Annotated in this window: 19 protein-coding genes; 10 read left to right on the plus strand and 9 right to left on the minus strand. The window is 71.2% G+C overall.

The features are described from left to right. Positions 1-45 precede the first annotated feature (45 nt). Entirely contained in the window at positions 46-1,086 is a 1,041-nt protein-coding gene (locus tag DVR05_RS24905; RefSeq protein ID WP_157982542.1) for a hypothetical protein, read from the plus strand. A gap of 228 nt (positions 1,087-1,314) precedes the next feature. Then, positions 1,315-2,607: a tetratricopeptide repeat protein gene (locus tag DVR05_RS24910; protein WP_116248353.1), complete on the plus strand. Its 1,293-nt coding sequence runs from the start codon at positions 1,315-1,317 to the stop codon at positions 2,605-2,607. Between the two features lie 39 nt (positions 2,608-2,646). Here DVR05_RS24910 and DVR05_RS24915 read toward each other — a convergent pair whose 3' ends face one another. Both DVR05_RS24915 and DVR05_RS24920 read right to left on the minus strand, forming a co-directional pair. Further along, on the minus strand, positions 2,647-2,850 hold the full coding sequence (locus DVR05_RS24915; RefSeq protein ID WP_116248354.1) for a DUF5999 family protein: 204 nt from the start codon (positions 2,848-2,850) through the stop codon (positions 2,647-2,649). A gap of 191 nt (positions 2,851-3,041) precedes the next feature. Further along, positions 3,042-4,466, minus strand: a complete 1,425-nt coding sequence (locus tag DVR05_RS24920) for a threonine/serine exporter ThrE family protein (protein ID WP_232832310.1) — start codon at positions 4,464-4,466, stop codon at positions 3,042-3,044. A gap of 244 nt (positions 4,467-4,710) precedes the next feature. Here DVR05_RS24920 and DVR05_RS24925 point away from each other — a divergent pair, with 244 nt between their 5' ends. Further along, the gene (locus tag DVR05_RS24925) at positions 4,711-5,658 is read left to right on the plus strand and encodes an N-acetyltransferase (RefSeq protein ID WP_116248355.1); all 948 of its coding nucleotides are present in this window, start codon (positions 4,711-4,713) and stop codon (positions 5,656-5,658) included. A 19-nt stretch (positions 5,659-5,677) separates the two neighbouring features. On the opposite strand, the gene DVR05_RS24930 is transcribed toward DVR05_RS24925, so the two are convergent. Together DVR05_RS24930 and DVR05_RS24935 are read right to left on the minus strand one after the other, a co-directional pair. Beyond that, positions 5,678-6,352 carry a response regulator transcription factor gene (locus DVR05_RS24930; RefSeq protein ID WP_116248356.1) on the minus strand — a complete coding sequence of 225 codons (675 nt, stop codon included), beginning with the start codon at positions 6,350-6,352 and terminating at the stop codon, positions 5,678-5,680. Positions 6,353-6,404: 52 nt separating this feature from the next. Beyond that, positions 6,405-7,208, minus strand: a complete 804-nt coding sequence (locus DVR05_RS24935; RefSeq protein WP_116248357.1) for a RecB family exonuclease — start codon at positions 7,206-7,208, stop codon at positions 6,405-6,407. Positions 7,209-7,288: 80 nt separating this feature from the next. On the opposite strand from DVR05_RS24935, the gene DVR05_RS24940 reads away from it, so the two are divergent. Then, positions 7,289-8,443, plus strand: a complete 1,155-nt coding sequence (locus DVR05_RS24940; RefSeq protein WP_116248358.1) for a site-2 protease family protein — start codon at positions 7,289-7,291, stop codon at positions 8,441-8,443. A 250-nt stretch (positions 8,444-8,693) separates the two neighbouring features. Here the strand turns inward: DVR05_RS24940 and DVR05_RS24945 are convergent, their stop codons facing one another. Together DVR05_RS24945 and DVR05_RS24950 are read right to left on the minus strand one after the other, a co-directional pair. Next, on the minus strand, positions 8,694-9,167 hold the full coding sequence (locus tag DVR05_RS24945) for a hypothetical protein (protein WP_116248359.1): 474 nt from the start codon (positions 9,165-9,167) through the stop codon (positions 8,694-8,696). 31 nt (positions 9,168-9,198) lie between these two features. After that, the gene (locus tag DVR05_RS24950; RefSeq protein WP_116248360.1) at positions 9,199-10,512 is read right to left on the minus strand and encodes a helix-turn-helix transcriptional regulator; all 1,314 of its coding nucleotides are present in this window, start codon (positions 10,510-10,512) and stop codon (positions 9,199-9,201) included. Positions 10,513-10,673: 161 nt separating this feature from the next. Here DVR05_RS24950 and DVR05_RS24955 point away from each other — a divergent pair, with 161 nt between their 5' ends. After that, the gene (locus tag DVR05_RS24955; RefSeq protein WP_369974581.1) at positions 10,674-11,087 is read left to right on the plus strand and encodes a hypothetical protein; all 414 of its coding nucleotides are present in this window, start codon (positions 10,674-10,676) and stop codon (positions 11,085-11,087) included. A gap of 256 nt (positions 11,088-11,343) precedes the next feature. Here the strand turns inward: DVR05_RS24955 and DVR05_RS24960 are convergent, their stop codons facing one another. Beyond that, complete coding sequence (locus DVR05_RS24960) at positions 11,344-12,189, minus strand: AraC family transcriptional regulator (protein ID WP_232832311.1); 846 nt, start codon at positions 12,187-12,189, stop codon at positions 11,344-11,346. A 107-nt stretch (positions 12,190-12,296) separates the two neighbouring features. Between DVR05_RS24960 and DVR05_RS24965 the strand changes: the two genes are divergently transcribed. Beyond that, positions 12,297-12,707, plus strand: coding sequence for a DUF2000 domain-containing protein (locus DVR05_RS24965; protein ID WP_116248372.1), 411 nt, complete (start codon positions 12,297-12,299; stop codon positions 12,705-12,707). 51 nt (positions 12,708-12,758) lie between these two features. Here DVR05_RS24965 and ppgK read toward each other — a convergent pair whose 3' ends face one another. Further along, the gene (gene ppgK, locus DVR05_RS24970) at positions 12,759-13,532 is read right to left on the minus strand and encodes a polyphosphate--glucose phosphotransferase (protein WP_116248362.1); all 774 of its coding nucleotides are present in this window, start codon (positions 13,530-13,532) and stop codon (positions 12,759-12,761) included. Between the two features lie 190 nt (positions 13,533-13,722). Here ppgK and DVR05_RS24975 point away from each other — a divergent pair, with 190 nt between their 5' ends. The 4 genes from DVR05_RS24975 (at position 13,723) to DVR05_RS24985 (ending at position 17,706) form a co-directional block, all read left to right on the plus strand. Continuing rightward, positions 13,723-14,682 carry a tRNA (adenine-N1)-methyltransferase gene (locus tag DVR05_RS24975; RefSeq protein ID WP_232832312.1) on the plus strand — a complete coding sequence of 320 codons (960 nt, stop codon included), beginning with the start codon at positions 13,723-13,725 and terminating at the stop codon, positions 14,680-14,682. 222 nt (positions 14,683-14,904) lie between these two features. Continuing rightward, positions 14,905-16,674, plus strand: a complete 1,770-nt coding sequence (gene arc, locus DVR05_RS24980) for a proteasome ATPase (protein WP_116248363.1) — start codon at positions 14,905-14,907, stop codon at positions 16,672-16,674. Positions 16,675-16,975: 301 nt separating this feature from the next. Next, positions 16,976-17,104 carry a hypothetical protein gene (locus DVR05_RS27805; RefSeq protein WP_255423126.1) on the plus strand — a complete coding sequence of 43 codons (129 nt, stop codon included), beginning with the start codon at positions 16,976-16,978 and terminating at the stop codon, positions 17,102-17,104. Beyond that, positions 17,092-17,706, plus strand: a complete 615-nt coding sequence (locus DVR05_RS24985; RefSeq protein WP_116248364.1) for a hypothetical protein — start codon at positions 17,092-17,094, stop codon at positions 17,704-17,706. Before DVR05_RS27805 ends, DVR05_RS24985 begins: the two co-directional genes overlap by 13 nt. A 233-nt stretch (positions 17,707-17,939) precedes the next feature. Here the strand turns inward: DVR05_RS24985 and DVR05_RS24990 are convergent. Next, the coding region (locus DVR05_RS24990; RefSeq protein ID WP_232832313.1) for a serine/threonine-protein kinase at positions 17,940-19,598 on the minus strand (1,659 nt) is incomplete at its 5' end.

Raw genomic sequence — 19,598 nt, forward strand, 5'->3', positions numbered from 1 at the left:
TCCGGAGAACACCCACAGGGCACCCCGGTCCGCTAGAAACGCGTCATGGTGCTCACCAAACTAATCTACGGACACGAACGACGCGTGGTCAGAAAGGCGGGTGTCACCACGGGAGACGCGTGGCGGGACCGTGACCTGGCGTCGAGACTCCCCGCGATCCGGTCGGGCGACACGGACACGGCGGTCATGCTGCTCAAGACCCTGGACCCGAACCTGCGCGCCCTGCGCGTCGACGTCCTGGGCACGGAGTGCGTCCCCTTCCTGGACAGGCTCGAAGAGGCCCGGAAGGAGAGCGACGACCCCGACCTCGCCCTCCTGGCCGGAAGGACGCGGATCACGGCGGCGTGGCGGGTCCGGACCGGGGCGTGGGCCAAGGACGTGAGCAGGGAGCGCTTCGAGAGGTTCCACGCCATGCTCCCCGACGCCTACGAGCACCTGATCCACGCGACCAACGCGGCCCCGGACCGGCCGGACGCGCTGAACCACCTGCAGTGGTTCGGTCTGGGGGTGGGGATGCCCCGCGAGGACCTCGACTTCCTGTGGGAACGGATCGTCGAGCGCGATCCGTGGCACTACGAGAGCCACCTGTCCCGCCTCCAGGTCCTGTGCCAGAAGTGGAAGGGATCCCACGAGGAGATGTTCGCCTTCGCCCGGGAGGCCGCCGCCCACGCCCACCGGGGCGATCCGCTGCTGGAACTGGTGCCGCGGGCGCACGTGGAGCGGTTCTCGATACTGGAGCGGGACAGGGAGGACGAGGTGGTGACCGTCGCCGACCTCAAGTCCCTGCGCCGGGAGTACTTCTCCGACCCCGGGGTGCGGTCGGAGCTCGCCGACGCCGCGGACCTGTGGCTGTCCGGGGACGACGACCACCCCCGCGGGCAGGAGACCGCGCACGAGTTCGGCGCCGCGCTCTACTTCTCGGGCGAGACGGAGCTCGCGACCCGTGCGCTGCGGCTGGTTGGGACGATCGTCCCGGATCTCTCGGCGTGGACCCGCTGCGCGTCGGGCGCGGAGTACGAATACATTCGTGCCCGCCGCAAGCTGGGAATCCCGTTGTCCGGTCAGGCCGACCCCCTCCGTACCTGAACCACGGGCGCCGACACGGAACCGGCGCCCTTTTTCGGACATGTCGAAAATCTACGACGTAAAGGTGGCGCCTGTTTCCACAGAACCGCACAAGGAGGATCCCCAGTGCCGACCACTCCGGCCTCCGGTTCCCCCCGGATCATCCGCCGCGCGCGTTACAGTGGCGGCGGCACCGACGGTGCCCACCCCACCGAGCGACCACCAACGCCCCTGGAAAGCGGACCGCGCATGACCACCACGTCCGGCTCCCCCTCACGCTCCGGTCCCGACGAACCCCCGGCGGACGGCCCCCGGCGGCACGAGCCGCTCGCCGTCGACCCGGCCGACTCCCCGGGGACGGACACCCCCTCCGCGCACGACGCCTCGGGCCTGTGCGACCAGGCCCAAGACCTGGCGTCGAACGGCCACCTCTCCCAGGCCGCCAAGCTCTACCAGCGGGCCGTGGCCGCCAACCCGCCGCCCGCCGTGCAGGCCCGCGCCCTCCTCGGCCTGGCCGTGGTCGAGGACCAGCGGGGCGACCTGCCCGCCGCCCGTGACGCCGCGCGCCGCGCCCTGGCCACGGGGGACGCCCGCCACGCCCCGCGCGCCGCCTACCACCTGGCCCTGTCCCTGGAACAGGAGGGAGCCTGGGAGGAGGCCGCACGCGTCTGGCGGCGCCTGCTGGACCTGGGCGGACCCGCCTACACGGCCGTCGCCCACTACGGCCTGGCCCGCGACGCCGAGGCGCGGGGCGAGACCGACCGGGCCGAGACGCACTGGGAGGCCGCGCTCGACCTTCCGGCCGACCCCGGGGCGCTGAGCCCCCTGCACGCGGACACCGTCGTCGAGGCCGCACGGGACCTGGCCGGGCGGCTGCTGGAACGGGGGCGGCCCGAGGCGGCCGGGGCCGCGGTGGAACGCGGACTGGCGGTCGCCGACGTCCCGGAGCTGCGGCTGCTGCGCGCCGCCGCCCACCTGGAACACGCCATCGCCGATCTGGGGGCGGTGGTCGACCGGGAGCCGGACACCGACGGGGCCGCCCGACCGGAGCCCGCGACCTCCGGCGCCGCGGTCGAACTCCTGGCCGGGCTGCTGGCCCTGCGCGGGGAGCCGGACGCGGCCGAGCGGGTCTGGCGCTCCGGTCTGGCCGACCGCGCCCCCGAGACCGCGGCGGAGGTGCGCCGCCGTGCGCGGCGGGGGTTCGCGTCCGCCCCCGAGGAGGACGCGAACGGGGCTGCGGAGCCCCCGTGGTGGGAGCCCTACCTGGAGGAGGCGGCGGTCACCTCCAGTACGCCGGTGCTCGCGGGGGAGCTGTTCGCCGTGGTGACCCGCATGCACGCGCTGCTCGCCGTCCCCCTGGTGGAGGGCGAGGCGCGCCCCTCCGCGCTGCGGGCCGTCATGGAGCAGGCCCTGCGTACGCCGGGTGGCACGGTGTGGGGGGCCGGCGTGCACGCCGACTTCCGGCGCCGACTGCACGAGGCGATGGGGGAGGACCCGCTGCCCGAGGGGTGGCCGGAGCACGGGCCACTCGACGGTTCCTGAACGGACCGGCGGCGGACCCCGGGGCGGGAGGTCCCGGGGTCAGGCCGGCACGTGGGCGACGTCGGGGCGGCGTGGGGCGACGACCTGGCCCCCGGGCAGCAGCTCTCCGGTGTCCTCGAACAGGACGACACCGTTGCAGAGCAGGCTCCAGCCCTGCTCGGGGTGGCTGGCGATCACCCGCGCGGCCTCGCGGTCGGTGTCCTCGTAGGACGGACAGGCGGGTTCGTGGCTGCACGTGAACATGGAAGGCCTTTCGGTCCAGAACGCTCGGCGTTGAGCTGACGCCAAGAGTAGTGGCTGACATCACATGTTGCTGCGGTTTGGGACGAGATCTTCTCGTCCTCTTGCTCTGACTGTGAGATACCCGCTGGTCGCGTGGAAGTTCTGGCCGATCGCGGTCGGATCCGGGTGAGGGCGCCGCCAGGGGGCCGCGCTCAGTACCCTCCGCGTGTCCTGCGGGCAGCGGGACGGCTGCGCATGCCCGCCCCCGCCAGTCCGCCGTGCTGGAAGGCCCGGACGAGTTCGCCGCCGAGGTTGACCCCGGCGCCCAGGGCGAGACCGACCATGACCGCCTCGACGATGCTGAGCAGCCCCGAGACCACCGTCCCCTGGGTGATCTGGATCAGCCCCCGGTACAGGATGCTGCCGGGCAGCAGAGGGGCGATGGAGGGGATGAGGTAGGGCAGGACCGGCCTGCGGGTGCGCCGTGCCAGCCAGTGGCCGAAGACGCCCACGGCGACCGCGCCCGCGACGGTGCCCACGACCGGGGGGACCTCCAGGGTGTCGCGCAGACCGGCGTAGATCACCCAGATCAGCACGCCCAGGAGGCCGATCGCGGGGAGCAGCCGGGGTGGGACCGCCAGGGAGATCGCGAAGGCCATCGCGATGCCCGCCGCGCCGAACAGCACCGGGACCTCCAGGGAGGTGCCCGCCGACGGCAGTGAGTCCAGGTTGATGTGCACGCCCAGCCGGATGGCGGTGTAGGCGACCGCGGCCACGCCGGACACGATCGCGCCCAGGATGAAGAAGGTCTCCAGGAGCCGGGCGGCCGCGGAGACGTAGAAGCCGCTGATGCCGTCCTGGAGGCTGGACACCAGGGGGCGTCCGGGGAGCAGGGCCATGATGTTTCCGGTGATGATGGCGCTGGCCTGGAGTCCCAGCTCCAGTTCGGCGCTGATCCACAGCAGCGCGAGGCCGATGCTGGCGGCCACCACGGCGGCCGCCGCCATCTGGTAGAACTCCGCGACGCCGCGCCGGGCCAGGAAGACCGCGGTGCGGTCGCCCAGGACGGTGGCGAGGAAGGCCGCGGCCGCCACGATGAGACCGCCGCCCATCATCACACTGGCGCTGGAGGCGATGAGGCCGAAGCCGACCGCGATCATCCAGTTGGGATAGGGCATGCGTGCGCGGCGGATCCGGTCGAGGCGGGCGGCGGCCTCCTCCAGGTCCAGCAGGCCGAGTGCGGCCTCCTGCACGAGCGTGTGCAGTTCGCCGACGCGGAAGTAGTCGAGGGTGCGGCGGCGGACGACGCGTTCGCCGGTGACGGGCGGTTGGTCGCCTCCGGGGTGGGTGGAGAGGGTGATGGTGGTGAAGGTGACCGACACCTCCGCGCGCGGCAGGTCGAAGGCGACGGAGAGGCTGAGCATGGCCTCGCTGACGGCCTCGGTGCCCTCGCCGCTGGCGAGCATGAGCTCGCCGACGCGCAGCACGGTGTCGATGGCGCGCGCGTCGGGGAGCTGTTCGTCCTCGTCCAGGCCGTCGGGGGTGAGTTCGCGCTCGTGGGCCGCCCGCCAGTCGCGCATCCTGCTCAGCAGGCGGTCCTCACTGGGCGCCGCGGGCCGCTCTCGCTTGCTGGGCATGTCAGTCCTCCCCTCACGTTCCGCCTGGTCACGTCGTGGCCGGCGTGTCCCTCCAACGCACAGGAGACGCCGTTGGGTGGTTCTGGGTTCGCCTGGTCGGGCGGTGCTCGTCGGTGAGGTCGGTCACCGGATCATCCTTCCAGGGCGCTGGGGTGGCTGACAGCGACGCGCCGGGTGCCGTGCTCGGTCAGGGGCCGGAAAACGGGTCGACGGCTTCGCGGTGCCCTTGGCACAGTGGCGGGCCATGGCGAACTCCGAGTTTGTGACCGCGGCGGACGTGCGGCTCATGCAGGGGCTGGCGCAGCGTGTCACCGCCACCCGCCCGGACCTGGTGAACGGCGACGCGACGTTCGGCGAGCTGGCCTGGAACTGGGGCAGGGGGCAGGTGGGTGAGGGGGCGAGCTGGCGGCGTCGGCTGTGGTTCTCCGGCGGGGACCTGGTGGGGTGGGGTTGGGCGCGGCTGCCACGCCGGGTGTGGCGGAGCGACGGGTCGGTGAAGGACGTCACCGGCGCCTCGCTGGCGTACCAGGTCCATCCCGACCACGCCGGGCTGGTCGAGGAGGTGATCGACTGGTACGACGCTACGGCGGCGGGCCTCGAACGGACGGTGGTGCTGAGTGCCGCCGACGGGTTCGCCCTGGAGCGGTGGGCGGCGCACGGTTACGTGACCGATCCGGCCTCGCTCGGCGACACCGGGTCCTGGACCCAGTTCAACGAGCGGGATCTCACCGACGTGGAGCAGCCGGTACTGCCGGACGGATTCCGGTTCCGCGCCGCCGACGAGGCCGGGCCGGAGGCCGCGGTCCGGGCCCATCTGGACGCCTGGGCCCCTTCGACGTACACGGCCGAGGGCTACCGGGGCGTCCGGCGGACGGCGGCCTACCGCGGCGGCCTGCACGTCCTGGTGGAGGCGCCGGACGGGACGATGGCGTCCTCGGCGATCATGTGGCTCGACGCAGTGAACAGGAGCGCTGAGTTCGAGCCGGTCGGAACGCATCCGGACTACCGGCGTCGGGGGTTGGGAAGGGCGGTGCTCCTGCACGGGATGCGTCTGGCGCGGGCGGCCGGGGCCACCCGCGTGACGGTCGCCTGTCTGGGCGCTCCGGGGCATCCCGAGGCGCGCGGTCTGTACCGCGCTGTCGGGTTCCGGGAGCTGTCGCGGGACGCGTCGCTCATCAGGACCGCGGACTGAGGTCCGAGGGGACGCCCGTCTACTCCCCGGGGCGGACCAGTCCGGTCTCGTAGGCGTGGACGACCGCCTGGACGCGGTCGCGCAGCCCCAGTTTGGTCAGGAGGCTGCGTACGTGGGACTTCACGGTGGTCTCGCCCAGGACCAGGTGGGCGGCGATCTCGGCGTTGGACCAGCCGCGGGCGACCAGGCGCAGGACCTCGCGCTCGCGTGCGGTGAGGGGGTCCTCGTGGGGTGGGGCGGCGCCGGTCTCGGCGGGCAGGTGGGGCGTCCAGCGGCGCAGGAGCCGGTCGAGGACGGTGGGGGTGATGACGGCGCCGCCGTCGGCGACGACGTCGACGGCGGCGAGGAGTTCCCCGGGTGGGGCGTCCTTGAGCAGGAAGCCGGAGGCGCCCGCGCGCAGGACGCCGACGGCGTACTCGTCGCGGTCGAAGGTGGTCAGGGCCAGGACGCGGACGCGGTGTCCGTGTCGCCCGGCCCAGGCGGTGATGCGGCCGGTGGCCTCGATGCCGTCCATGCCGGGCATGCGTATGTCCATGAGGACGACGTCGGGGAGGAGGCGGCGGGCGGCGTCGACGGCCTCGCGGCCGTCGGAGGACTCACCCACGACGGAGAGGTGGTCGGCGGACTCCAGGATCATCCGGAATCCGGCGCGCACGAGCGGTTGGTCGTCGACGAGCAGTACTGAGACGGGCACGGGCTCGATTGTGCCGTAGCCGGGGCGGTGGCGGACGCGCTCGGGGCGTCGCTCAGCGGCTGGGCGGGGGTGGCGGGGTGCCGCCGAACTCGGGGCAGATCGCCTGGTGTTCGCACCAGCCGCAGAGTTTGCTGCGTTTGGGCTGCCACACGCCGGTGCGTCCGGCCTCCTCGATCCGTTCCCAGATGTGGCCGATCTCCGCCTCGGCGGCGCGGAGTTCGTCCTCGGTGGGGTCGTACCAGCGGACGGCGCCGTCGCCGCCGAGGTAGACGAGTTGGAGGCGGGCGGGGACGACGCCGAGGTCGCGCCAGATCATGACGGCGTAGAAGAAGATCTGGAACCGGGCCTTGTCCTCGAAGCGGGGGTGGGGTGACTTGCCGGTCTTGTAGTCGACGATCCTGATCTGTCCGCCCGGGGCGACGTCGAGGCGGTCGACGTAGCCGCGCAGGCGCAGGCCGGTGGGCAGGGCGACGTCCAGGCGCATCTCGCGGTCGCGGGGTTCGAGGGCGGTGGGGTTCTCCAGGTCGAAGTAGCGGGTGACGAGTGCGCGGGCGGACTCCAGCCACGCGTCGCGTTCGGTGTAGTCGGCGAAGAGGTCGTCGACCTCGGGTCGTTCGGTGCGCAGCCGTTCCCACTGGGGGTCGACGAGGCCGACGGCGGTGCGGGGGGTGCGGCTTTCGGCGGGGAGTTCGTAGAGGCGTTCCAGGCAGGCGTGGACCAGGGTGCCGCGCAGGGCGGCGGAACTGGGGGGTTCGGGGAGTTTGTCGATGGCCCGGAACCGGAACAGCAGCGGGCACTGGAGGAAGTCGGAGGCCCGGGAGGGGGAGAGGGCGGACGGGAGCGGCACGGTGGTCATGGCACGAGCCTATGGGAGGGGTGGGACGGGCGGGGAGCGGTCGGACGTGGGGTGCGGCTGGTACGGCCTAGTCTGGGGGCGTGACCAATGGTAGCGACGATTCCAGGCCCGGATCCGGCGGGCGTTCCGCGAGGCCGGGGCTTCTGCTCGGCCGTCCCTTCGGCATTCCGGTGTACGTGACCTCCTCGTGGGTGATCGTGGCGGTGTTGATCACGCTGGTCTACGGCGGGATCGTGCAGAACCGGCTGGTGTTGGGGCCGGTGGCGTACCTGTTGGCGTTCGTGTTCGCGATCCTGTTGTACGCGTCGGTGCTGGTGCACGAGTTGGCGCACTCGGTGGTGGCGCGGGGGTTCGGGCTGCCCGTGCGGCGCATCGTGCTGTACGTGTTGGGCGGGGTCTCGGAGATCGAGCGTGAGGCGCCCACGCCGGGGCGGGAGTTCTGGATCGCGTTCGCGGGGCCGCTGCTGTCGTTGGTGCTGGCGGCGGGGGCGTACGTGCTGGCGTCGGTGGCCGATCCGTTCAGTGTGACGGGGGAGCTGCTGTTCCAGTTGTGGGTGGCGAACCTGCTGGTGGGGGTGTTCAACCTGTTGCCGGGGTTGCCGCTGGACGGTGGGCGGCTGCTGCGCGCGGGCGTGTGGAAGGTGACGGGGCGGGCGTTCACGGGCAGTGTGGTGGCGGCGTGGGGTGGCCGGGTGCTGGCCCTGGTGGTCGTGGCGCTGCCGTTCCTGTTCGCGTGGTCGGCCGGTGGGCGGCCCAGTCCGTGGGCGATCGTGTGGGGCCTGGTGCTGGGCGGTTTCATGTGGATGGGGTCGACGGAGGCGCTGTCGAGCGCCCGGGTGCGTGAGCGGGTGCCGGGGTTGCGGGCGCGGGCGCTGGCGCGGCCCGCGGTGACGGTGGTGGCGGACACGCCGTTGGCCGAGGCCGAGCGTCGGGCGGGGGAGTCGGGCGCGGAGGCGGTCGTGGTGGTGGACGCCGGGGGTGTCCCGGTGTCGATCGTGCATCCGGAGGCGGCCGAGGCGATCGGGCAGGGCCGTCGGGCGTGGGTGCCGGTGTCGAGTGTGTCGCGGGCGCTGACGCGGCATTCGGTGGTGTCGGTGGAGTTGGCGGGTGAGGAGCTGCTCGGGGTTTTGACGAGTCATCCGTTGCCCGAGTACCTGGTGGTGGATGAGGACGGGGGTGTGTTCGGGGTGTTGCGGGCCGTGGACGTCAACGCGGCGATGACGGGTGAGGGTTGAGGGTTCCGGCCGGGGGCTGGGGCCGGGGGTCCTGTTCTCTGGAGTGGTCACCCGAGGGGGTTACCGTTCGGGCGCCGCCAGGGTGCTGGTGGGCGGGGCTGCGCCGCAGGCGTCCGTTGAGGGTGAGGGGCGGGCGGGGCGAGCCGCGGGGCGAGGAACGGGCGACGGGCGCCGCCGAGGATGGAGCATCGCTGCCTCCGGGGCACCCGACCAGGGTCCGAAGCGAAGCGGAGGGCCATGACAGGCCGCCCTAGCGGTGGGCGCCCTGGGGCCACAGGACGGAGACGGGGCGGAAGCGTTCGCGGGCGTAGGCGACGACGTCGGCCGTGCCGCCGGGGCCTCGGGCGGGCTGGCCGTCCCAGACGGCGATGAGTTGGTCGCATCGGTCGACCAGTGCCTTGCCCGCCGCCATGTGCGCCTGGGGGGTGGAGGCGGTGTTGGGGAGTGTGTGGACGAGGACGGCCTGGCCGAGGAGGCGGTCGTAGGTGCGGTGGTGTTCGGCGGGCAGGGCCGCGCGGTAGTCGCGGGCGGGGACGATCACCTCCAGGGGGGCGCCCGCGGCGACGACGGCTTCGGCGAAGAGGGTGTCCGCTCCGTCGGCCAGGCAGGACACGCCGGTCATCGCGCAGCCGTGGGGTTCCAGGTGGGTGGCGATGAGGTCGGCGACGCGTTCGCTGACGTCGGGGGGCAGTGCGCGGTGTCCGGTGATGCCGATGCGGATCACGAAACCTCCCTACTGGTCGTTGTGCGCGTATCTACCCAGTGGCGGGCAGATCGGTGGTGAGTGAGGCGAGCCGGTCGTCGAGGGCGTCGACACAGTGCGCGCGGGGGCCCCGGTAGCGGCGCCGGAAGGAGCGGACGCGGCCGATGATGCGTTCGGAACCGAAGCGTACGCCCGTGGTGAGCGCCTCCTGGGCGAGCCGGAAGGCCTCGTCGACGTCTCCGGCTTCGGCGTGGGCGGAGGCGAGTTCGACCTGGAGGACGGCGGACTGCTTGGCGCTGGGTGAGGTGGGGCCGAAGGCTTCGGCGAAGGCGGCGCGGGCGTCGTGCGGTTGGCGTAGGCGGACGCCGACGAGGGCGCGGTAGCCGGCGACCTTGGCCTCGTCGAAGGCGAACACCCAGGGCCAGGGCGGGTCGCTGTTGCCGGGGCGGGCGACTTCGCGGTCGGCCTGGCTGATGGCGTGGGCGGCGGCGTGGGCGTCGCCGGTGCCGGCGTGGGCGAGGGCGGCCACGCAGTTGAGCCAGGCGCGGGCGGTGGGGTGGGCGGCGGGGCCGAGGACGTGTTCGGCCTCGCGGACGAGTCCGAGGCCGAGTTCGGGGTCCTCGGCGGTGTCGATCTCGAAGGCGGCGAGGGAGCCGAGCATGTAGACGTCGAGGAGGCGCATGCCCGCCTGGCGGGCGCGGACGACGGCGGTGCGGTAGTGCGTGCGGGCGGAGCCCATGTCGCCCTGGTCGGCGTGGAGCCATCCGGCGAATCCGCGGGCTTCGCTGGCGGCGGCGCTGAGTTCGGCGAAGAAGGGTGTTCCGCGCGCGTTCGTGAGCATGTGCTCGGACAGATGCACGTGCGCCATCGCGCTGGGCAGGAGGTGGCGGGCGGAGGAGGTGGCGTCCATGCGGCGCTGTCCGCCGGTGATCGACCGCAGTACGGGCGCGGTGGTCTCGTTGACGGAGTGTTCCCCGTCGTTCCGGCCGGGGGGGTGGGGTACGGCCGTGATGAGGGCGCCGGCGGCGACCGCGCGTCCGAAGTCGCGTCGTCTCGTACTGTCCACTCCCTTCGGTGCGGGGCCGTCTCGGTGGGGGGTGTCGGCGAAACGGATCAGGTGCAGGGGGATCGCGAGTCGGCGGGCGAGGTCTTGGACCTGGGTGACGGTGAGGGCCTGTTGGCCGTTGACCACACGTGAGACCCAGCTCTGGGAGTAGTCGACCGCGCGGGCGAGGTCGCCCTGTGACCATCCGCGCGCCTCGCGCACGCCCTCGATGACCGTCGCCATGTCGCAGGTGGCCAGTGCGGCCGCGATGCGCGGTCGGGTCCACAGGTCCGGTGGGAGATCGCCGTCTGGTTGGGGCATGAGCCTAGGTTAGGGATTCGCGCGGTGCTCGGGGGCTATGTGCGAGAAAGAAGGGGGCATGCGGGATACGCATAGGTGCGGGCGGTGACTCTCCGGATACGGCAGAGTGGCAGAGGTCGTAGGTCGCCGGCGGATGCCGGACTACCTGGGAGGGAGGCCCCGTGACCGTTGAGACCCCATCAGCGGGTAGCCCGAGCCTGGCCGCGTACGGGCGTGGGGGCGATGTCGGATCCGAGCGCGTCGGGTCCGCCGGAGATGCTCCGACGCCCGAGGCGGGTGGTCGGGTGGACCCGGTCTGCCGTGCTCTGCGCGGGTTGGCCGCGGAGTTGCGTTCTCGGGGGGTGGAGGCCCGTGAGGACGGGGTGTTCGGCTCCGTCGAGGCGGGTCCGGCCTCGTGTCCGCAGCGCGCGTTGCTGCGGCCGCATCGCGGCGGCCTGTGGTGGTGGATGCGTTGGCCCCTCCAGGAGGGGGTGTCGTCGGCGCTGGCGGGTGTTCCGCTCTCACCGGTCACCCGGACCTCCGATGCCGCGCGGCGGATCGCGGGCGCGCTGGCGGCGTCGGTGGGCGAATCCTGAACACGCGCGGGGGTCGTTCCCCGCGCTTCTGCGGGCGTGTGCCATGTCCACGCCCGGTGAGCGGGTGGGGTCTGGGCTTCCCCGAAACCCAGTCTCCCTCTGCACGGGGCCTTGCCCTGCCTCGCCCGCTCACCCCCGTACGGCATGGGAAGGTCGGGATGTCTGGCTGCTCACCGCCCCTCCGCCCCTTTCGGTGAGTGCAGTCCCCCGGCTCCGGTGCCCGGTCCTCGACCGGGCACCGGTCGGCCGTCGGCGCTCACGGCCCGGTGTGGACGGTGTGCCCGTGCGCGGCGCGGTAGACGCCGGGGGTCACGCCGTAGTAGCGGGTGAACCACCGGGTCAGGTGGCTCTGGTCGGCGAAACCCGCGTGCGCGGCGGCCTCGGCCAGGGGCACCCCGGCGGTGATGAGTTCCCGAGCCCTCCGGAGACGGAGCTGGCGCTGGTAGTCGCTGGGGGCCATGCCCTCCACGGCGAGGAAGGCGCGGTGGACGGTGTAGCGGCTGCGTCCGACCGCGGCGGCCAGGTCGTCGGCGCCGAGGTCCTCGGTGCGGCGTTCGTGCAGGATCGAGCGTACGCGTCGGGCGACCCGGCGGGCGTCGGGTCCGGTGATCGGGGGCGTCGGCGGCGGGGTCGCCGCCGTGCGTCGGACCATCGAGAGCACGGTGTGGTGGAGGGCCTCGTCGGTGTCCAGGCGGGACGCGTCGCCGGTGAGGGCGGTGTGGAGGCGGCGTAGCGCCGCGGCCAGCTCGGGGGCGTCCACCACGGGTTCGGGGAAGAGGGGGAGCGCGCCGGGGGTGTCGGTGGCGTCGGCGAGTACCGAGCGCACCAGGTCGGGGCCGATGTGGACGATGCGGTAGGTGAACCCCGGTTCGGCGCCCGCGTGCCCGTCGTGCGGTTCGTCGGGGTTGAAGGCGAGGACCATCCCGGGCGCGCTGGTGTGCGCGCCGCCTCGGCAGTGGAAGGCCTGCAGACCCGATTCGGTCACGCCGAAGGAGTAGGCGTCGTGGCTGTGCCGGTGGTAGGCGTGCCGGGTGAAGTGGGCGTGCATGGCTTCCAGCGGTCGGTCGGGCGAGCGCCAGTAGTGGGTCCAGTCCTCGGTCACGGTTCCCCATTGTTCCCCAGGGGCGGACCCGCGCCGGAGGTGTCGTTCGGGTGGCGGGCGCACGAGCGTTCAAGACCTCCGTCCGGTCGTCCGTCATCGTCGAGGGCATGCGTTTCGACACCAAGATCGCCGTGGCCGTCCGGGAGGATCTGGCCGTGTGGCAGAAGCTCAACGTGACCGCGTTCCTCAGCAGCGGGGTCGCCGGCGGCCAGCCGGGGGTGATGGGGGAGCCGTACGAGGACGCCTCGGGGCGCTCCTACCTGCCGATGTTCCGTGAGCCCGTCATGGTCTTCTCCGCCGACGCGCCCGCGTTGGCGCGCACGCTCGACCGGGCGCGTTCGCGGGATCTTCCCACGGCCCTGTACACGGACGAGTTGTTCAAGACCGGCAACGACGACGACAACCGGGCGGCGGTGCGGGCGGTCCCCACCGACGAGCTGGACCTGGTGGGGGTGGCCGTCTACGGCCCCCGTGGCGCGGTGGACAAGGTGGTCAAGGGGCTGAGGCTGCACCCGTGAGCGGAGGCCCGGGCCGCGTGGCGACTGCCTCGCGGCCCGGGCGCGGAGGGGTCAGCGGGGGCCGGGATCGTCGTCGGCGGCGGCGGCCAGGGCAGCGCCGACGATCCCGGCCGTGTTGAGCAGCGCGGCGGGGACGATGGGGGTGCGGATGTCCAGGAGGGGGAGGAACTTCTCGGACTTGCGGCTCACCCCGCCGCCGACCACGATGAGGTCCGGCCACAGCAGGTCCTCCACCACGCGGTAGTAGCGCTGGAGCCGCTGGTGGACCCACTCCTCGTAGGAGAGGCCGTCGCGTTTGCGGGCGGCCGAGGAGGCGCGGGTCTCGGCGTCGTGGCCGTCGATCTCCAGGTGGCCGAACTCGGTGTTGGGGACCAGGTGGCCGTCGGTCACGAGGGCGGTGCCGATCCCGGTGCCGAGCGTGGTCAGCAGGACCACGCCGGGCACGTCCTTGGCCGCGCCGAAGCGGACCTCGGCGACGGCGGCGGCGTCGGCGTCGTTGAGGACGCGGACCGGGCGGCCTGCGGCCTCGGCGAACAGGGCGCGGGCGTCCGTGCCGACCCACGCCTCGTCCAGGTTGGCGGCGGTGCGGATGACGCCGTTCTGGACGATGCCGGGGAAGGTGACGCCGACGGGGCCGTCGGCGGCCTCGGGGAAGTGGGCGGCGATCCGCCCCACCACGCCGGCCATCTGCTCCGGCGCGGAGTGCTCGGTGGTGGCGAACTTCAGGCGTTCGGCGGTGAACTCGCCGGTCGTCAGGTCGACGGGCGCGCCCTTGATGCCGCTGCCGCCGATGTCGATTCCCAAGCCGATGTTCGGCTGTGCCATGTGTCGCGGTCTCCTGTGCTGTGGTCGTGGGCGGTAACCGGTCTGGACCACCGGAGCACATACTGCCCTGTCCCCCGTGCCGGGAGGAAGTCCGGCGGCGGCGGGCGTCACCGTGGTCGGGGCGGTGCCGGGGGGCCGATACTCTGGGCGACTGCCCGACCAAACGCGACGTGGGAAGACGAGAGCGACGTTGACCGGTATCCATGGCCGCCGCGGCCCCTTCACCGACGGCGACACCGTGCAGTTGACCGACCCCAAGGGTCGCATGCACACGATCACGCTGACCGAGGGTGGCGCCTTCCACTCGCACAAGGGCAAGGTCGACCACGACGACCTCATCGGGCGGCCCGAGGGCAGTGTGGTGCGCTCCAACACCGGCACGGCGTACGTGGCGCTGCGTCCGCTGCTGATCGACTACACGCTGTCGATGAAGCGGGGGGCGACGATCGTCTACCCCAAGGACGCCGCGCAGGTGCTGGTGGAGGCGGACATCTTCCCGGGCGCCCGGGTGGTGGAGGCCGGGGCCGGTTCGGGCGCCATGTCGAACTGGTTGCTGCGCGCGGTCGGTGAGCACGGGATGGTGCACTCCTACGAGCGCCGTGCCGACTTCGCCGAGATCGCCCGCAAGAACGTCGAGCGCTTCTACGGCGGGCCGCACCCGGCCTGGCGGCTGACCGTCGGCGATCTGGTCGAGTCGTTGGACGAGACGGACGTGGACCGGGTCTTCCTGGACATGCTGGCGCCGTGGGAGTGCCTGGACGCCGTGGCGCGGGCGCTGATCCCGGGCGGTCTGGTGTGCTGCTACGTGGCCACCACCACGCAGCTGTCGCGGGTGGTGGAGGAGCTGCGTGAGGACGCCCGGTTCTACGAGCCGCGGTCGTGGGAGACCATGCTGCGCACCTGGCACGTCGAGGGTCTGGCGGTGCGTCCGGACCACCGGATGATCGGGCACACCGGGTTCCTGGTGACGGCGCGGCGGCTGGCCGACGGCGCGGAGGCGCCCGAGCGGCGCCGCCGTCCGGCCAAGGGCGCCTACGGCAAGGACTACGAGGCGGCCCGGGCGGCCGGGCGGGCGCCCGCGGCGGAGTCGGGGGCCGACGCGGCGGGGTCGGTCGAGTCGCGGGAGAGCGGGGGCTCGGAGCGGGGGTGAGCGGGTCCGCGTTGTGCGTCGATACCCCCGCGGCGCTGGCGGAGTCGTGGTCTCGGGCCGACACGGAGGTTACTTTCTCATTACGCCAGGCCGTCTGCTACCACTGTGACCTGGTGATACGCAAGGTCGATAAATGAGGTCTTCGACACTCCCCGAAGGTGGGAGGTTAGGAAATGGGCAGGGGTAGGTAGGCTCCCGAGTAGTCGTCCTTCTCATAGGGAGGTGGCGGACGTGGCCGAGCGCGACGACGAGCGTCAGAGCGACCGGGACCGTGAAGTCGCTGAACTCACGGCCCAGGTCTCCTACATGGAAAAGGAACTCAGCGTGGTTCGGCGTAAGCTCGCTGATTCGCCCCGACATGTACGCCTGCTGGAGGAACGGCTGAGGGAGGCTCAGGCCAACCTCGCCGCGGCCAACGGCCAGAACGAACGACTCGTCTCCACGCTCAAGGAGGCCAGGGAGCAGATCGTCGCCCTGAAGGAGGAGGTCGACCGGCTGGCCCAACCGCCGTCCGGGTTCGGCGTCTACCTGGGGTCGCGTGAGGACGAGACCGTCGAGATCTTCACCAACGGCCGCAAGATGCGGGTCAACGTGAGCCCCTCGGTGGACCTGGACTCGCTGCGTCCGGGCCAGGAGGTCATGCTCAACGAGGCGTTCAACGTCGTCGAGGTCGAGTCCTTCGAGACCGTCGGCGAGGTCGTCATGCTCAAGGAGCTGTTGGAGGACGGCGAACGGGCGCTGGTGATCTCGCACCACGACGAGGAGCGGATCGTCCGGATGGCGGACCCGCTGCGCGACGAACCGGTGCGGCCGGGGGACTCGCTGCTGCTGGAGCCGCGGTCGGGGTACGTGTACGAGCGGATTCCCAAGTCGGAGGTCGAGGAGCTCATCCTCGAGGAGGTTCCGGACATCTCCTACACCGACATCGGTGGCCTGTCCGGACAGATCGAGATGATCCGCGACGCGGTGGAGCTGCCCTACCTGCACAAGGAGTTGTTCTACGAGCACCAGCTGCGGCCGCCCAAGGGTGTGCTGCTGTACGGGCCGCCCGGATGCGGTAAGACCCTCATCGCCAAGGCGGTGGCCAATTCGCTGGCCAAACAGGTGGCCGAGCGGACCGGTCGCGACGTCGGCAAGAGTTTCTTCCTCAACATCAAGGGCCCGGAGCTGCTCAACAAGTACGTGGGTGAGACCGAGCGGCACATCCGCCTGGTCTTCCAGCGTGCGCGGGAGAAGGCCTCCGAGGGCACGCCGGTGATCGTGTTCTTCGACGAGATGGACTCGATCTTCCGGACGCGTGGTTCGGGGGTGTCCTCCGACGTGGAGAACACGATCGTGCCGCAGCTGCTGAGCGAGATCGACGGTGTCGAGGGGCTGGAGAACGTCATCGTCATCGGCGCCTCCAACCGGGAGGACATGATCGACCCGGCGATCCTGCGGCCCGGCCGACTGGACGTCAAGATCAAGATCGAGCGTCCCGACGCGGAGGCGGCCCGCGACATCTTCGCCAAGTACATCACTCCGGACCTGCCGTTGCACGACGAGGACCTGGCCGAGCACGGCGGTTCGGCCAAGGCCACGGTGGACGCGATGATCCAGCGGGTCGTGGAGCGGATGTACACCGAGGGCGAGGAGAACCGGTTCCTGGAGGTCACCTACGCCAACGGGGACAAGGAGGTCCTGTACTTCAAGGACTTCAACTCGGGGGCGATGATCGAGAACATCGTCTCGCGAGCCAAGAAGATGGCCATCAAGGACTTCATCGACAACAAGTCCAAGGGCATCCGGGTGTCGCACCTGATGCAGGCCTGCGTCGACGAGTTCAGCGAGAACGAGGACCTGCCCAACACGACCAACCCCGATGACTGGGCTCGGATCTCCGGTAAGAAGGGTGAGCGGATCGTCTACATCCGTACCCTGGTGACCGGGAAGAAGGGCGCGGACTCGGGTCGGAGCATCGACACGGTGCCCAACACGGGGCAGTACCTGTAGGAACGCGTCCCGAGAACGTGTGGCGGGGCCGACCGGATCTTCCGGTCGGCCCCTTTTCGTTTCCGGTTGTCTTCGGGCCCCGTGTTAGCAGGGTGTTAACACTTCTTTGGGGCCCGCGCGGGCTGAGGGGCTGGCTCATACAACCTCGTGATGATCACCGAAAGTGACCACTGGGGGGTTGAGGTGGTCCCAGGATCCGGCAGGTGCCCGGTGATCTCTCCGGAGTTGAGCGGGACCCTCATTTCTGGTGTCTGCTGGTCTATGCTCCCCGGAGAACACCAGCGACAGAACGGACCCCTCCATGACCGACTACCTCCAGGTGTCCACGGCGACCGAGACCCGCGAGCAGGCGGTGGAACTGGCGAAGACAGCAGTAGAGGCCAAGCTCGCAGCGGGCGCGCAGATCGTCGGGTCGGGATGCCCCTGCTAGCCGCCCTCCTCCTCGAAACCCTCTTCATCTCCCGCCGTAAGGCGTGGAAGAAGCAGCAGGCACACACGGGCAACCCTGTCCCCAAAGCCCTCTGGCTGTGGGGCCCGATCGGCTCAGCGAGCATTACCCGACGGCAACAGCTCTGGGCCGTACCGGACTGGGAGGATGCCCTGGAACTGCACATGGTCCGGTTGGAAGCCATCAGGAGGCTCCATCGCGCGTTCGGGTGGTTCTGGTTCTGGAAGGTGCCCGCCCACGTCGCTGTGCGACTCCGTAAGGGGTTCCGCGTGCACCAGGCCACTGTCGAGGTCGATGCCATCCTCAACGAGCAGCAGGAGACGAAGCAGGAGAAGGGAGCACTGCCCGCCCTGCCGGAGCTGCCTGCCGCCCGAGACCCGAAGGTGTTCGAGGAAGCGGTCGAGTATTACGTGGAGGCCATCCGCAACGACGTGGAGCGCCCCTCCGAGCGCGGCTTGTGCAGTGCCTTCGATGTTCCCACGACGAACCGTCGCTGGGCCAAGCAGGTGAAGAAGGCGGCAGAAGCCCGCGTCAAAGAGCGCAAAGCTCCTACATCACGCGAGCTCCAGCCTGTTCCTGCCTAGTCCCTGGAGTCCTGGTCTGGGGACCGGGGCTCCCCCTTCGATATCAGCGTCGCCGTGAATGTGCGTTACCTGGGGCCGACAATGACTTCGCCGCGCCAGCTGAGCCAAGACCAGCACATCATCTTCGGGTGACCGTGGGTTATGAATGGAGTGGAATCTCCAACGCTTGATGGCGTACTACAGCATGCCGATAACCAGGGGTTGGGATCCCAGTGTAAACAGCTCGCCCTGGGTCAGTCGTTGTCCTCCACGCACGCCAACCACTCGCCAACCCCGACGACGGTGTCCTCGGCCTCACGCCAGCCGGGTACGCCCGTACACCCGTGATGGGAGACCCCGTCCCTGGTATAACTCAGTGTGATTGCTCGACCAAGCACGGTGTACTGAGCGTTCGCCGCGAGACAGGGGAGTTTCACATACCCTAGTTCGGTGCCCATGTAGCCCACACAGTCCCCCCTCGCGACGCTGTCGGTTCCGCCGTTGAGAACCAGACCGACCACTGAGGCGACGGGGGAGACGAACGCGTACAGGAACAGTGCGACGGCGGCGAACGCCAGAGCCTTCCACCACCCGTGGCCTCCGGAGGTTTTCTTCGCGTCATCGCGCTTGGAAGAGCCGCCCTGCGCGTCGACGATCCCTTTCTGCCGCTGGGGGTGGGACCGCTCCGGTGTTCGCTGCCCGGTCGGCCCGGGGCGGGGCGGCAGTCCCCTGTCAGGAGCGGCAGGCTGACCACGGCGCCGGGAGATCAACGTATTCACACCGTTGAGGAGCCTGGCATGCAGCATGGCCCTCATCTCGCTCTCGAAGGCCCGAGTGCGATCGGAGGGGACGGGGTCCAGGACCAGGGTCGTGTGCAGGGTGATGACTTCGGTGAGCGCTTCGGGCAGCCATCGACCCTCGGGCCGCTCCTCAACCGGCGGCACCAGCGCTGACAGCTCCCGCAAGAGGTGTTCCAGGGCGGGGCGGGCGGCGGGGTCCTTGGCCAGGCACACGCTCACCAGGTCGACCAGCGGGGCGGGCAGGTCGGACAGGTCCGGTTCCTCGTGCACGACCCGGAAGACCACCGCGTGGACGGGTCCCTCACCGAACGGGCTGTGCCCGGTGGCGGCGAAGGCCAGTACGCACCCGAGGGAGAACACGTCCGAGGCCGGACTGACCTGCTGGGCCATGGCCTGTTCAGGGGACATGAACGCCGCCGTGCCCAGCACAGTGGAGGTCTGGGTGTGGGAGGTGGTGTCCAGGGCGCGGGCGATACCGAAGTCGATCAACCGGGGCCCGTCGGCGCCCAGGATGATGTTGGCGGGTTTGAGGTCGCGGTGCACCAGCTTCTGGATGTGGACCGCAGCCAGCCCTTCGGCCAGGCCAGCCCCGAGCACCGCCACCGACGCCAGGGGGAGGGGGCCGTGGTCGGCGACGGCGGTGTGCAGGGAGGGGCCGGGGATGTAGGCGGTGGCCAGCCACGGGGGGTCGGCGTCGGGGTCGGCGTCCACGACCGGGGCGGTGTAGAAACCGCCCACTGTGCGGGCGGCGGCGACCTCGGAGGCGAAACGGCGCCGGAAGGTGGCATCGTCGGCCAGTTCGGGACGCACGACTTTGACCGCGACCGTGTGTCCGCCGGGCGAGCGGCCCAGGAAGACTCGTCCCATGCCACCTCCGCCCAGCCGGGCGTGCAGTTCATAGGGGCCGACCTGATTGGGGTCGCCGTCGCGCAGGGGGTTGGCCATGGCACCGTTTCCGCGTAGAGGGTTGTTCGCCCGGTCGGCCCTGATGATCCCAAAAAGCCGTGCAGTTTGGGAGTCGCTGCCCGGATTCGGCCACAGGATCTCCAGTGAGCGCTTTTCATCGTGCTTCGCGGAGTTGAAGTACGAGCACGGCTCGGGTGATCTCTCCGG

Source organism: Nocardiopsis sp. FIRDI 009 (assembly GCF_003386285.1).
Lineage (GTDB): Bacteria > Actinomycetota > Actinomycetes > Streptosporangiales > Streptosporangiaceae > Nocardiopsis.

Excerpts from the sequence above, each read along its gene's own strand:
- DVR05_RS24950 (WP_116248360.1), bottom strand. The coding sequence starts at position 10,512 with ATGCCCCAACCAGACGGCGATCTCCCACCGGACCTGTGGACCCGACCG.
- DVR05_RS24935 (WP_116248357.1), bottom strand. The coding sequence starts at position 7,208 with ATGACCACCGTGCCGCTCCCGTCCGCCCTCTCCCCCTCCCGGGCCTCC.
- ppgK (WP_116248362.1), bottom strand. The coding sequence starts at position 13,532 with ATGGCACAGCCGAACATCGGCTTGGGAATCGACATCGGCGGCAGCGGC.
- DVR05_RS24910 (WP_116248353.1), top strand. The coding sequence starts at position 1,315 with ATGACCACCACGTCCGGCTCCCCCTCACGCTCCGGTCCCGACGAACCC.
- DVR05_RS24965 (WP_116248372.1), top strand. The coding sequence starts at position 12,297 with ATGCGTTTCGACACCAAGATCGCCGTGGCCGTCCGGGAGGATCTGGCC.
- DVR05_RS24985 (WP_116248364.1), top strand. The coding sequence starts at position 17,092 with ATGCCCCTGCTAGCCGCCCTCCTCCTCGAAACCCTCTTCATCTCCCGC.
- DVR05_RS27805 (WP_255423126.1), top strand. The coding sequence starts at position 16,976 with ATGACCGACTACCTCCAGGTGTCCACGGCGACCGAGACCCGCGAGCAG.
- DVR05_RS24915 (WP_116248354.1), bottom strand. The coding sequence starts at position 2,850 with ATGTTCACGTGCAGCCACGAACCCGCCTGTCCGTCCTACGAGGACACC.
- DVR05_RS24920 (WP_232832310.1), bottom strand. The coding sequence starts at position 4,466 with ATGCCCAGCAAGCGAGAGCGGCCCGCGGCGCCCAGTGAGGACCGCCTG.
- DVR05_RS24925 (WP_116248355.1), top strand. The coding sequence starts at position 4,711 with ATGGCGAACTCCGAGTTTGTGACCGCGGCGGACGTGCGGCTCATGCAG.
- DVR05_RS24905 (WP_157982542.1), top strand. The coding sequence starts at position 46 with ATGGTGCTCACCAAACTAATCTACGGACACGAACGACGCGTGGTCAGA.